At 71.4% G+C, this 13194-nt stretch carries 11 protein-coding genes; 6 read left to right on the top strand and 5 right to left on the bottom strand.

Going from position 1 to position 13194, the window contains the following annotated elements; all coding sequences use genetic code 11:
- Nucleotides 1–197: 197 nt before the first annotated feature.
- Together ACH4XV_RS30055 and ACH4XV_RS30050 are read right to left on the bottom strand one after the other, a co-directional pair.
- Entirely contained in the window at nucleotides 198–782 is a 585-nt protein-coding gene (locus ACH4XV_RS30055) for an NIPSNAP family protein (protein WP_395795212.1), read from the bottom strand.
- Entirely contained in the window at nucleotides 779–1246 is a 468-nt protein-coding gene (locus ACH4XV_RS30050; RefSeq protein ID WP_395795210.1) for a hypothetical protein, read from the bottom strand. Before ACH4XV_RS30050 ends, ACH4XV_RS30055 begins: the two co-directional genes overlap by 4 nt.
- A gap of 56 nt (nucleotides 1247–1302) precedes the next feature.
- Here ACH4XV_RS30050 and ACH4XV_RS30045 point away from each other — a divergent pair, with 56 nt between their 5' ends.
- The gene (locus ACH4XV_RS30045; protein ID WP_395795208.1) at nucleotides 1303–2229 is read left to right on the top strand and encodes a helix-turn-helix transcriptional regulator; all 927 of its coding nucleotides are present in this window, start codon (nucleotides 1303–1305) and stop codon (nucleotides 2227–2229) included.
- Between the two features lie 373 nt (nucleotides 2230–2602).
- Nucleotides 2603–2917, top strand: coding sequence for a hypothetical protein (locus tag ACH4XV_RS30040; RefSeq protein WP_395795206.1), 315 nt, complete (start codon nucleotides 2603–2605; stop codon nucleotides 2915–2917).
- A gap of 162 nt (nucleotides 2918–3079) precedes the next feature.
- Here the strand turns inward: ACH4XV_RS30040 and ACH4XV_RS30035 are convergent, their stop codons facing one another.
- Together ACH4XV_RS30035 and ACH4XV_RS30030 are read right to left on the bottom strand one after the other, a co-directional pair.
- Nucleotides 3080–4312 (bottom strand): PP2C family protein-serine/threonine phosphatase, encoded by a 1233-nt coding sequence (locus tag ACH4XV_RS30035; RefSeq protein WP_395795204.1) that lies wholly within the window; start codon nucleotides 4310–4312, stop codon nucleotides 3080–3082.
- Nucleotides 4313–5131: 819 nt separating this feature from the next.
- Complete coding sequence (locus ACH4XV_RS30030; protein WP_395795202.1) at nucleotides 5132–5731, bottom strand: lytic polysaccharide monooxygenase; 600 nt, start codon at nucleotides 5729–5731, stop codon at nucleotides 5132–5134.
- A 741-nt stretch (nucleotides 5732–6472) separates the two neighbouring features.
- Between ACH4XV_RS30030 and ACH4XV_RS30025 the strand changes: the two genes are divergently transcribed.
- The 4 genes from ACH4XV_RS30025 to ACH4XV_RS30010 all read left to right on the top strand — a co-directional run bounded on the left by ACH4XV_RS30025 (nucleotide 6473) and on the right by ACH4XV_RS30010 (nucleotide 11990).
- A complete protein-coding gene (locus tag ACH4XV_RS30025; RefSeq protein WP_395795200.1) occupies nucleotides 6473–8983 on the top strand; it encodes a hypothetical protein in 2511 nt (836 codons plus the stop codon).
- A gap of 560 nt (nucleotides 8984–9543) precedes the next feature.
- The gene (locus tag ACH4XV_RS30020) at nucleotides 9544–10155 is read left to right on the top strand and encodes a DUF4082 domain-containing protein (RefSeq protein WP_395795198.1); all 612 of its coding nucleotides are present in this window, start codon (nucleotides 9544–9546) and stop codon (nucleotides 10153–10155) included.
- 432 nt (nucleotides 10156–10587) lie between these two features.
- Complete coding sequence (locus ACH4XV_RS30015; RefSeq protein WP_395795196.1) at nucleotides 10588–10845, top strand: hypothetical protein; 258 nt, start codon at nucleotides 10588–10590, stop codon at nucleotides 10843–10845.
- A gap of 224 nt (nucleotides 10846–11069) precedes the next feature.
- Nucleotides 11070–11990, top strand: a complete 921-nt coding sequence (locus tag ACH4XV_RS30010) for an NADP-dependent oxidoreductase (RefSeq protein WP_395795194.1) — start codon at nucleotides 11070–11072, stop codon at nucleotides 11988–11990.
- A gap of 155 nt (nucleotides 11991–12145) precedes the next feature.
- Here the strand turns inward: ACH4XV_RS30010 and ACH4XV_RS30005 are convergent, their stop codons facing one another.
- Entirely contained in the window at nucleotides 12146–12484 is a 339-nt protein-coding gene (locus ACH4XV_RS30005) for a hypothetical protein (protein ID WP_395795192.1), read from the bottom strand.
- Nucleotides 12485–13194 lie beyond the last annotated feature (710 nt).

Here is a 13194-nt window from a genome sequence, read left to right as displayed (position 1 = left end):
GACGTCGACGCTCTCGGCGCATGTGGCGCATGTGGCGCATGTGCCGCGTACGAAAAGAGGCCGCCCCGACCAACGTTGGGGCGGTCTTTCACCGTCCTCAGCCAGGGTCGACAGGCTGCCGGTACACCGGGCTGAACCGGGCCGCCGCCGACCGGATGTCAGCGGTCTCGACCGGCCGCCCAACCGTGTCGTAGTAGTCACACGTCGGATCGGCCGCTCGTGCGGGTTCGAGACCGGGTGGTCACGGGTTCCAGCCGCAGACGTCGAGCCGGCCATGGTGCGGGTGCCGCCGGGCCGAACCAGACCCGGACGTCTTCCCCGGCGCGGACCGGCAGCGCGGGGTAGTCGTTCTCGGCGTGCTCGGTGCGGTGCAACGCGTGCTCGGGGCCGAGGTGTCGGACGGCGTATGCGTCGAAGGCAGCCGCGTCGGGGGTGTGGCAGACGGTCGCGGCCACCTCGTGGGTACCGGGTTCCGGCAGGTAACCCGGCCCCCGCAACAGCAGCACGTCGTCGGAGTCGATCATGGTGGCGTTGGCCGCGTCGCGGTGCCGTCGCCACACTGGGCCCGTGTAGAACGCCTCCAGCGAGCGTCGCCGGTGGCTCAGGTCGGGGAACGCGCGAATCCAGACGAAGCGGTCCGGGTCGTCCAGGTCTCGGAATCGGCCGCCGACGGTGATCCCGACCACCTCCTGCCCGGTCACGAACTCGCGCTCGAACAGTTCGATCAACGTCTCCCTCGCACCGGGCCACAGAGTGTACTGCCGAAATTCGACGATGCTCATGCGCCGGTCCCCTCGGTGCGGGCGAATTCCATGATCCAGTTGAGCTCCCAGGTACGGCCGCTGTCGGCAGAGAACTCCTGCTCCCATCGGGCGGTATCCGGGCCGAGGCGCCACCAGGTGAAGTGCACGCGGATCGGGCGGCCGTCGTGGGCGTCCTCGCCGTGGAAGTCGCCGCGGTCGCCGTTGAAGCCACCGATGACCGGCGGGTCCAATCGGCCCGTCCGGCTGTCGGCCCAGTGGATCCACCAGCGCTCCGTCGCGCGGTCGAACAGTCGCAGGGTCATGCCCTGACGACCAAGAGTGGGGAAAGTGATCTCGTCGATGTTGCCGGCACCCCCGAACAACGGCCGTGCCGTGGCATGACCGGGGAACTCCTCCCAGGTGTCGGGGCCCGGGTCGAGTGGTGCGGCCAGGCGGCGGTTGCTCAAGTCCCAGCAACCGTGCAGGAAGTCGAAGTCGTCCATGCGCCGCAGGTTAGAGGCGCTCTCCTGACATCTGCTGTCAGTGGATACTGGGCCGCATGCGTGCGAGTCGGTTGGTCACCCTGCTCCTGCTGCTGCAAAACCGCGGCCGGATGACGGCCGGGCAACTGGCCGAGGAGTTGGAGGTCTCCGTCCGCACGATCTACCGGGACGTCGAAGCGCTCGGCGCCGCCGGTATCCCGCTGTACGGCGCCGCCGGACACGCCGGCGGCTACCGGTTGATCGGCGGCTACCGAACCCGGCTCACCGGGCTGACGGCGGAGGAGGCACAGGCCGCGTTCCTCGCCGCGCTCCCGGGCGCCGCCGCCGAGCTCGGCCTCGGCGCGGCCCTGGCCACCGCTCGACTCAAGTTGCGGGCCGCCCTGCCCGCGGAACTGCGCGAGCAGGCCGAGCGGATCCAGGAACGTTTCCTGCTCGACGCCCCTGGTTGGTACGACCCCGCCGACCGGGTGCCGCACCTGGCCGCGGTCGCCACCGCGGTGTGGGCGCGGCGGGCGGTGATACTGCGTTACCGGCGCTGGCGAGCACCGGAGGAGATCGAGCGGCGGGTGGAGCCGTACGGGCTCGTCCTCAAGGCCGGCCGCTGGTACCTGGTGGCCGCCGGACCGTCCGGGATCCGCACGTATCGGATCGACCAGATCCTCGAACTCCGGTCGCTGGAGGATGAGTTCATCGTCGACGGGTTCGACCTGGCCGGATACTGGAGCGGTTACCTGGCCGATTTCCGCACCCGACTGCACACCGGACAGGCCCTGGTACGGCTTACCCCACGAGGCGCACGCCACCTGGGCGTGACACCCGCGGGCAACGGATGGACGCAGACCCGGGTACCCATCGAGTCGATCGACCAGGCCCACGGGGAGTTCCTGCGACTGGGCACGGACATCGAAGTCCTCGCCCCGGCCGCCCTCCGCGACCGCATCGCCGCGACGATCCGGACTTTGAGCGCCCGCTACGAGAGCTGACGCACACCGGCACCGGGCGCAGGGCGAGCGATCGTGCGTGCAGCCTCCCGATGGCCTTTCCTTCGAGAGTCGCCGATCGCCGCGAAGGCACCCGACGCAGCCGAGCGTGCACGGCGTCGTCGCCGACGACCACGGAGCGGCACTGCGCCGTGCTCACGCGCCCGACCGCCGCGGTGTCCGAGCCCCGATGTCCACTCGCGAAGGGTCCACCCACCCGAAGTGCGCACCACCGGGGGCGTTCCCGCACCGGATGACATTGGATGGGCGAGGAATCACCGTCAACCATCGGGCCGCCCGTCCGTCCACTACGCAACGGCCGGGACGCGACTGCCGCGGCGCGCGGTGCGGGCACCCGAGGGAAGGAACGACACGGATGAGCGAGACGACGGAGCGGCCGGTCCTGCGGGCCGCCGGCTCACATCTGTATCCCGGCGCGCTGGTACGCGTGCACACTCCCGGGTCGACGGACCCGCACCGGGCCGGCAGGGTACCGGGCGACCTGGTGTTCGCCGACGGTTCGCGAACCACCGCACAGGTGCTGATCGATCCGGACGAGCGGGCGACCCTGTGGGTGGCCGAGTACACCACCACCCGCGGCACCACGATCTCCGAACGGGTCTGGTCGACACACCCGTCCCCCGACGGCTCGGGCGACGTCCTCCTCCGCATCGGCACCCGACTGCCGTAGACCACCCGACACCGACCGACCCCGTCGCGCGACCAGGGCCCTGCCCGGACATCGGCGAATCGCCCACCCGGCGTTCCTGTGGCGGGCGGCCGCTTCGCGCGGGGGAGTTCGGTCGGGTTGTCCGGGGCGCCGCGCGGACCGCCTGTGCGGCGCCCTCGATGGTCAGCTTTGACTGTAGGAGGTTCGAGACGAGTCCGGGTGCCGGTTCTGAGGTTGGGGGCCGGGGCCCGGTCGGGGGCCGTGCCAGTCCAGGCACAGGACGGTGGCATCGTCCTTGGGTGGTCTGCCGTCGTAGGCGTCGGCGACGGCGGCGACCAGTGTGCCGACGACTTCGCGTGGGTGTTCGGCGGCGGTTTTGCGGAGGAGGCCGGGGAGGTCGACGGTCTGCGCTTGGCGTTCCTGCATGCCGTCGGTGTGGAGCAGTAGGCGGTCGCCGGGGCGCAGGTCGAGTTCCTGTACCCGGTAGGCGCCCTGCCCGACGACGCCGAAGGGCAGGTTCACTGCCAGGCGCAGTGTTTCGACCGTTCCGTCGCGCAGTCGCAGGGGCCGGGGATGGCCGGCGTTGACGATTCGGGCGCTGCTTCCGTCGAGGGCGATGCGCAGGAGTTGGCCGGTGGCGAAGGATTGTCGGCCGTGGTCGAGGAGGGCCTGGTGGGTTTGGCGGGCCTGCTCGACGAGGTCGGCTCCGGCTCGGCGGGCGCCTCGGGAGGCGTTGACGAGGAGGGTGGCCATGAGGGAGGCGTCGACGTCGTGGCCCATGGCGTCGGTGACGGACAGGTGCAGGATGTCGTGGTCGAGGGAGTAGTCGTAGGTGTCGCCGGCGATGTCGGATGCGGGGACCAGGGCGCCGGCGAGGGTGAACTCGGGGGCCTCGCAGGCGGGGGCGGAGGGCAGTAGTTGGCGTTGGATCTCCGCGGCCAGGCTGACGGTGGTGGTGCGGTTGCCCCAGTGGTAGAGGTCGGTGAAGCGGCGGTCGGTGACGATGATGTACGCCAGCGCGTGTGCGGCCTCCTCGACCTGGGCCGGTACGTCCTGGGTGAGGTGGGTGAGGAAGAGTTCCAGGACACCGATGGTGTCGCCGCGGTTGGTGACGGGGGCGAGTATCCGGTGCCCCTGCTCGCCCTGGGGCGTCACGACCGGTTTCTGGGCGCGCAGGACCTCGTCGTAGACGCTGCGGCCGGCGAGGGGGACCTCTTCGGTGTGGTGCTCGTGGTCGGCATCGGGGGCCTCGTTGACCCGGAGCAGCCGTCGTCCGACGACGTCGACGAACAGGAAGGACACGTATCGCGCGTCGAAACGCTCGCGCAGGTTGCGTGCCACGACATCGACGGAACGCACCGGCGCGGCACCCTCCGCCGCCGCCAACACCTCGGCCAGTCCAATTCGTTCGCTCACCGGATCACTCCCCGGGCCACCGGCACTCCTCCGTGCCGTAACGACAACAACCACAACCGCGACGCGTCGCGGCGGGAACCCGCCCCCGCCGACCCGGGGCATCGGGATCGAGCCTGGACGGCGAGTGGGTCTCGCCTGCCGGCGCGGTCGGTGTGGCGCCATTCCCGAGGGTGAGTGTGCCCCGCTCAAGGTCATTCATGGCCAGGACTCGACGACGGCGGATCGACCACTCGCGCCCGACCCCCACCTCCGCCACGGAGCTGAGGGCGGCACGTGGCGATCCGATCGCGGAACCCCGGGGCGAAGGAATCGACGCGCCGCTCCAGGCAGTCGTGTATTCCTCGGCCTCAGAGGGGCCCGCCTTCCGTGAGACGACCGCCCAGGTCTTCGACGATGTGCCGCGGGGCGTGCGTGTGGGCCCACGCTGATTCCGTCCCGGCGGGGGAGCCGGTCGGATCGGTCGTGGTCATCTGTCCAGGGGGCAGGAACGGGCGCTTCGGCAGTCGACTCGAGCAGGGCCAAAAGCCATCCGAAGGCCGCGCCGGGAGCCGCCACCGGCAACGGATCGGCATGCACGGCCCAGCCCGCCGGCAACATCGCGCCGCCGATTCCGGGTCCGCGACCTCGACGTGATGCCGGCGCGGGATCGGTCGATTCGGCTGGGTCACCGTCCCGGGCAACCGTCGACGGGCCGTTGCGGGTGGGGGTGTCGCACGCCGGGGCAGTACCTCGACGAGCATCCGTGCGGCCCGATCGGGCCGCACGGATCCGGCGGCGTGGGCCGTGGGCCGTGCCGCCGGATCCGTGCTCACATCGACGTCAGAACGTGATGTCCGAGCATGAGTAGAACGCGTTGCCGGTGTCCGCCACGTCCCAGACGGCGAAGACCACCGCGCGGCCGGTGCGTCCGGCCGGCAGCGTGCCGGTGTGCGAGGTGAGCGCGGCCGGCTGCGCACCCTGGTAGGGCACGGTCAGAAACGGCGTGCTCTCCAGTTGGGCGCGGGTGATCGGGGTGGTGGGGTCCCAACTCGGCTTTGTGACGTAGTACCGGAACGTGCTGGTCGAGTGGCGTGCCGTGATCTTCCAGTTGAAGGTTGTGGAAGCTCCAGAAGTCACGGCCGTGGCAGGCCATTTGCCGCCGCGCGGGTCGTCGAGCGGAGACCAGCGAGCGTCGGCGCCGGCGCACAGCTTGCCGTCGGCCGGGCCGCGTGACGGGTAACCCTTGGGGCCCTCGACGCTCATGGGCTCCCACTGGATCTGGCCACAGTTCCTGACCGTGCCGTTTCCGCACAGCGCGGAGCGGCTGGCCGGGCCGGTGACGAACCCGTGGGACGCGGCGGGGCTCGCCAGTATCAGCGGGGCGGCGACAGCGGATGCCGCCAGTGTCGAGACGGTCGACACGATGGTCCTCTTGCGCATGGAACTCTCCTCGTGGGCGAAGACATGCGGAGCCAGTCGAACCGCTCGGGCACCGGCAGCAGCGGTGACGGGGACGTCGTACGGTGTCCGAGCGTGATTGGCCGGGGACGTGCGCCCTCAAGGTAGAAGGACCGGATCCCCCTAGGCAATGGTCTGGACCATTCTCGTCGGGGAGAGTCGCGGTGGACCGGTCCGCGAGATGTCCGAAAAACGATGTCCCGAGGACCATGATCGGTGTGCTCGGCGACCCCTCCTCTATGGAGCGTTGCCGCGGAACGCCGCGGAACGTGCGCCCCTGGAACGCCCGGGACTTCCGGTTGTCCCGGAGCCTCGCGTTGCCGGGTGCCTTGGGGTGGGCCGGGCGGTAAGTCCCGATGCCGCTTGTCGTCTGCGGTTCTCGATCGGTTCGTTCACGACATCGCGGCGGTGGTGCAGCGGACGCGGTGGTGGGTCATCGTGGGGAAGCGAGGGCATGCCGCGCAGTGGGCGGCATGCCCCGATCGGGCACCCGCCGGCGTGCGATTGCCGCTGCTTGGTCGGCTCATACAGCCGGTCGACAAATAATCATATTCCTTCACCATGTGACCAATAGGAAAAATCGGCACCGGTGCGGATACTTTGCCGTCCTAGCCTGATCCACGGCCGCCTGACATCCCGTCAGGCCCTTCGTCGATCCGAGGTGGGGACCCAGTGCCGAGAAGCCCGCGTCGATATTCGCCCGTTCCGACCCGTAGGCTCACCTTGACCCGCTCGTCCGCCGCGATCCGTCCGAAGCGCGCCGCCACGGCCGCCCTGATCGCCGCCGGACTGCTGATGTTCGGGCTGGGCGCCCCCGCCCCGGCCGGCGCCGCCGACACCCCGTCCACGCTGGTGAAGAGCGTCCGGGACGTCACCCACCCCGGGGCCGCGGCCGTCGAGCACGGGGACACCCTCGACTGGACCGTCCGCTACCGGAACGCGACCGCCGGCGACACCCCCGCCCCGGCCTCCGTGACGGACCCGTTGGCAGGCGCGGGCGGCTCCCAGACCTATGTGCCCGGCTCGCTGCGCGTCCCGCCCGGGTGGACCCCGAGCTGGTCCACCGACGGGAGTACCTTCACCGGCACCGACCCGGGGACGGCCACCACGGCGGTCCGTGCCGAGAACTCCCTCGCCCTGGCGGGCGGCACCTCGCTGGCCACCCTGGCCCTGGGCCCGGTGAAGCCGACCCCGCAACCCACCGGCGGCGACGGGTTCACGCCCGTACTGCACCGCACGGCGAGCGGCGAGATCGAGTCCTGGAACATCTACCACCACGCCGCGCCGAACGCCCCGCAGGCCGTCTGCCTCAATCTGACGCTCGGTCAGCCCTGCACCGGCGGTCCGTGGCCGCGCCCGCTGAACACCACACCCGGACCGCTCGGCAGCGGCGCCACCGGTGACATCGGCAGCCCGCTGACCCCGCAGTACGTCCTCGACCCGCTGCACCCCGACCAGTTGCTCTACCCGGCGGTCACCACGTCCGCCGTCGGCGTCGGCTGTCTGGACCTCGTCGCGCATGCCAACTGCGGATTCGTCCCATTGGCCACCATGGGCGGATCGCCCAGCAGCGCCAACAACCTGGCCGGCCTGGTGCGCGTCGGCGACAACCTGTACGGCGTCGCGAACACCGGACAGGTGCTGTGCCTGACCCTGGCCACCCGCACCCCGTGCGCCGGCCAGCCGTACGCGCCGATCGTCGCCGCCAACCACGACCTGCCCAACACCCCCTCCGCCCTCTACCTGGGCGGCCTGACCACGGTCGGCAACCGCGTGTTCGCCTCCTCCTCGCCGCAGGGCGGCGGCTCCACCGTGTCCGGCCCGCCCGCTCTCGGCTGCTTCGACACCACCACCACGGCCACCTGCGCGGGCTGGACCACCCCGCACACCGCCGGCCCGAGCAGCGCCTACTACACCTACGACGCCTTCGCCTCCTACGACACCTCCGGGCACGCCGACGGCGTGTGCACCGGCGCGTCCGGCGGACCCAACGTCCTGACGACCTGCTACGGGCTGGACGGCTCCACGCACGCCGCGCCCGCCACCCTCTCCTCTCTCGGCGGCAACACCCTGACCTTCAGCCCCGAGACCGTCACCACCCCCGCCGGGACCCGCAGCTACTTCCCCGCCTGGGGCGGCGGCCTGGCCGGCGGAACGATCTGCCACGACTGGACACTCGCCGCGCCCTGCGCCGGCTTCCCACTACCCGCCACCCACCCCGGCGTCAACGGCGGCGCCACCCGCGACTACGGCTACACCTACGACGCCACCTCCCGCTGCCTGATCGGCCTCGGCGACGCCGGCTACCTGTTCTCCCTCGACCCGACCACCGGTGCCAGCCCCTGCGTGCACAGCGGCGCGAGCGTCACGCTGAAACCGGCCGACTTCTATTGCGACGGCGGCAGCGGCAACATCCAGGGCTACACCCGAGCCCGGCTGACCGGCATCGACATGACGCACGTCGACCCGGGCGCGTCCCGCGTGAGCGTCACCGACCCCGACGGCACCGTGATCGCCGCCCCCGGCCTGGCCGCGGACGGCACCGTCGACCTCACCGGCATCGACCCCGTCGCGCACCCCGCGATCACCGTCACCGCGCAACTCGTCCTCACCACGGCTGACGACTTCGGCACGGGCAAACACCCGGCGCTGGTCGTCGAGTACCGGGGCGACGCGCCACAGATCTGCTTCCGCACCACCGTCACCGCCGACTGCGCGACCACATCGATCGGCAACACCGCGACCGGCACCGACTCGACCGGCACGTTCACGTCCAACACCGTCACCACCGCCGTCGCGCCCGGTGCCGGCTGCCAACCCAAGGTCAGCGTGGAGAAGGAGATCTGCGGCTCCCCGAACGCGCGCGACTGCGCACCCGGCGGACCAGGACCCTGGGCGAAGACCAGTCCCGTCGGCCTACTCGGCCTGCTCGGCACCGCGCACTGGCGGATCACCGTCACCAACGCGGGCCCCGTGGACGCCGCTTCCGTCACCGTCAACGACCCCACCACACCCGCGTGTCGGCAGGCCGCCGGCACCTTCACCCTCGCCGCCGGGAGCAGCCGCCAGGTTCACTGCGACTCCCTGTTGCTGGCGCTGCCGCTGAAGAACACCGCGTCCGCGAGCTTCGTCGCCGCGAACTCGCCCGCCGGCACCCCTCGCAGCACCACCGCGCCGTCCGCCGCGGTGGCCTGCTCGCTGCTGTGCATCCTGGCGGTACCCGACAAGGGCTGATCCACCGCTGATGGCCCTGGCTTCCTCCCCGCCCGACCGCCGGTCGGACGGGGGGGAAGCGTCGATTCCGAGCCCTCCGCACCGCGCCCCCCGCGCGCTTCGCCGGCAAGTGTGTCGTGTGGGCCCGAACGGTCGCGCGAACCGACGGTGCCTCGGCGGTCGAGTCACGACGCCCGTGCCGGACGGAGGCCGCAGCGTCACGGCTCATCGAGGGCTGGTACCAGCGCCGCTCGGTTGGGCTCCGAACACTGCCGCCGCTGCCGACGTCGAACGGCACCGGACGCGCACCGTGCCGTCGGCGGACACCACACCGACCCAGCCCGAGGGGAACGTGCCGCGCGCGATGCGGCGGCGACGTCGGTCACCCCGCCGACGGCGGCGAACTCCCTTTCCGACAAAGCGTGTTCCGGAACGAAGTTCCTTCCGGATCGGGCCGAGCAGGCCGGCCGGACGTGCGTGCGATCCGGTGGACGCGCCCTTGGAACGTACGTCAGACTCTCCCGTGGCTCGGCCCCGGGGCGACCGTCCCGGGAAGTGATGTTCGAGTGGGGGAGAATCCCATGAACATACCTTGGCCCAGGCTGCGCACCGCGACCATTCCGATCGTCCTGGCGATGTTGCTCGCGTTGGCCGCGGCCACGCCGGGGACGTCCCGGGCGGCCGCACCTTCCCAGAGCGGCCCGTGCCCGTGCCCCCTGTGGTCGTCGCGCGACCTGCCCTCGTCCGGTCCCGATCGGGAGACCGAAGCCACCGAACTGGGCGTCAGGTTCCGTGCGGATCAGGCCGGTTGGATCATCGGCGTGCGGTTCTGGAAGGACGTGGCCAACACCGGTGTGCACACCGGCAGTCTGTGGTCGGCGACCGGCGAACGGCTGGCCACCGCCACGTTCGTCGGCGAGTCCCAGTCCGGTTGGCAGCAGGTGAACTTCGAGCCGCGTATCCCGATCACCGCCGGCACCACCTACGTCGCCTCCTACCATGCCCCCAACGGTCGATACAGCGCCGACGAGGGCGGCCTCACCGCCGCACACGTCAACGGCCCGCTCACCGCGCCGGCGAGCGCCGACGTCGGCGGCAACGGTGTCTACAGGTCGGGCGGTCCCGGCTTCCCGGACACCCCCGTGAACGGCACCAACTTCTGGGTGGACGTCGCCGTCATCAACAGCCCCTAGGTGTCGGTCTTCTCCGGGACGGGCGCGAGTTGTGTGCAGTCGGCCGGTTGCCCCGGTGTGACGATCAGGGACAGCGGGCGCCGGCCGCCTGCCGATGCGCGCGGATGGTGGAGTCGGCCGAGACGTCCCAGTCGATCCCGCCACTCGACCGCGAGATGGTCACGTGATCGACCGGACGTGTCCCAGTATCGTCGGCCGACGATGCGGGTGAGTGCGCGGCGGTCGGCGTTCAGGGCGGTTCGGGCGGAGTTCGCGCCGCACGCCCCGTGCACGCCGCCGCCGGGGCGGGCGGAGGAGGAGGCCAGGTACCGCCGGCGGATGTGAGCGCACGCGCGGCGGCTTCACCACGAAGGGCTTCCGGACCTGGCACGCCACCGTGTTGGCCGAGGTGGGCCTGGCGGTCGCCGACTCGGCCCCGGCACGGCGGCGCTCATGCGGCAGGTGGTCCGCGAAGTGGCCGACTACCTGGGCAACACGCCCGCCGTGGCGCGTGCTTCGTACATCGATCCCCGCGTGTTTCACTGCGACGAACGCGGCGTCACCGTCGCCGGCTCCCTCACTCGGCTCGGCGACGGGATCGACTTCGGCGACCTGGCCACCCGCGGCCGATGGAGCGCGCGGTTCTACGGATGTTGGACGGCGCCCACCGAACCCGGCCCCCGGTGCGTGGCGACCTCGCCGAGCGAGTGAATCTCCCACGCGGGCCGGAGCGGAGCGATTGTGTGGGCCGACGAGACCCGGGTAAGCGCGGGCGATTCGAGCGGGTGATGTCCACCGTCACGATCGGCGGCGCCTTCCGCGTCGATGCGCGGTGGTTGTCCGGCGAGCGGCGGGGGAGCCCTCCGGTGATCATCTCGGCTACCGAGGGCGTCGACCACGGCGCTCCGCGACTTCCGACAGGGAAGGCCCTTCGCATGCGAGCGGTGACGTACAGCGCCTATGGCACCGACAACTCCGGCTTGTCGGTGCGGGAGGTGTCCGACCCGAAGTGCGGACCCGGGCAGGTCCTGATCGCCGTGCGGGCGGCCGGCGTCAATCCGGTGGACTGGAAGCTCATGGCCGGCGACCTCGACGGCATGCTGGACGCCGTGTTCCCGGTGATCCCGGGATGGGACGTCGCCGGGGTTGTCGTGGCGCGCGGACCCGACACGCCGGAGTTCGAGATCGGCGACAAGGTCATGTCGTATGCCCGCAAGGACATGGTGCACGGCGGTACGTACGCCGAACTCGTGGCCGTCACGGCGGGCTCCGTGGCGCGCAAGCCGGCGGCACTGGACTGGGCCGGCGCGGCGGGCTTGCCGCCGGCCGGATTGACCGCGCTGCGCACACTGGAGCGACTCGACATCGGCGGCGGACAGACGTTGCTGATCCACGCCGCGGCGGGAGGAGTCAAGAGTCTCGCGGTTCGGATCGCGCGCGAACGCGGGGCGCGAGTCATCGGGACGGCGTCCGAGCGCAATCACGACTTCGTGCGCGGGCTGGGTGCCGAACCCGTCGTGTACGGGGACGGCTTGGCCGAAAGGGTCCGCGAACTGGCGCCGGAGGCAATCACGGCCGTCGCCGACTTCATCGGCGGGCAGTTGCACACGACCTTGGCGGTGTTGGCGCCGGGCGGGCGGCACGCGTCCACCGCCGACAACAGCGTGGATCAGCACGGAGGCCACTGGATCCGGGTGCGCCCGGACGGCGCGAAGCTCGCCGGGTTGGGGGAGTTGGTGGACCGGGGGAGGTTGGCCGTGGAAGTCGCCGCGACGTACCCGTTGGCGGAGGTCGGTGCGGCCTGGGACGCCAGTCGGACGGGCCACACCCGCGGCAAGATCGTGCTGACGCCGTGACGATGACCGGTCCGACCGGGCCGGGCAGGGCGCGGCACGTGTCCGGCCGTCGTTCAAAGGGCCGGCTACGACCGGCGAATGCCACCCCGATCGCCACTGCCGCGCACGGCCCCGAACGAGCGGCCGACGCAGACCCGCGGCGGGAACGCGACGTGTCAGGGGTCCGCCGGGTTGCCTGAGAGCGATGGTGGCGGTTCGGTGGCCGCGGGCTCGGCGGCCTCCTGGATCCGGATGGCCTCGGTGATCGCCGCGGTGCGCTCCTGGGGACTCAGGGAACCGGCGGCGTTCTCCAGCGCGGTGAAGTGGCGGCGGCGATCCGCGCAGCGACTCCGGGTATTGATCCACGCGGTACACGCCGGGATGGCGGCGGCCAGGATCCACAGGACGGCCAGGAGGAAGAAGCCGATGGCTATCCACATGGGCACGCCGACGAGCGCGGCGAGCAGAGAGCCGGCTCCGAGGGTGAGAGGGGAGATGGGGTTGGGGGCCTGCACTGCGTGACCTTTCCGGTGGGACGATTTCACCATTGATCCGGTCGGCCGGTTTTCCCGGTGGTCGCGGAGGGCGGGTATGGCGGTTGTCGAAGCGTGTCGCGGAGCGGGCCGGCGGGAGGTGCCCGCCGTTCGACCTCCCAGCCCCGTAGGCGTCGGGGAGTGGCCTGCTCGGTCGGCCCGGGCATCGCCTGGCCTGTCGCCTGTGGAGACGACGCCCCGATTCTCGGTGAGCGGGCTTCGTGCATTCGTCCGGAAGCGCGGTGGGCGTGCGGGATTCCGTGGGGCACAACCCCAAGCCGACGCTCGGGGGCCGGGGTTGCCCTTTCCGCTGTCTGTCCGGTTGCCATACCTACCGCCGCGTTTCCTGTGGACTCGCTGTTGTCATTCCTCTTGCCTCGCCCGGTGCCGGACGACGTGTCTCCCGGAACCTGCGGGCGTCGGTCGCCGCCGATGTGGCTGCCGTGCATGTCGACGCCGTTGTTTCGCACGTTCGTACCGGACCTGCTCCTCGGGGCGGTCCCGCCACGGCGTCGCCGGTTTGTCGCGGGCGTCGATTCCGGCCGGGAGCGGGTAGTGGGCATCGACGCGCTCGCATGCGTCGTGCTCGGTCCCGTCGGTGTGAACCGCGTACCGCCGCGCGCTCGAGATCGGCGGTTCGACGAGCGGGCGCCCGAGCGGTCCGGCGCGCATTTCGGCCAAGGGTTCGTCGT

The organism is Embleya sp. NPDC020630 (genome assembly GCF_044334985.1).
GTDB lineage: Bacteria > Actinomycetota > Actinomycetes > Streptomycetales > Streptomycetaceae > Embleya.
This window is presented reverse-complemented; position numbering and strand designations above follow the sequence as displayed.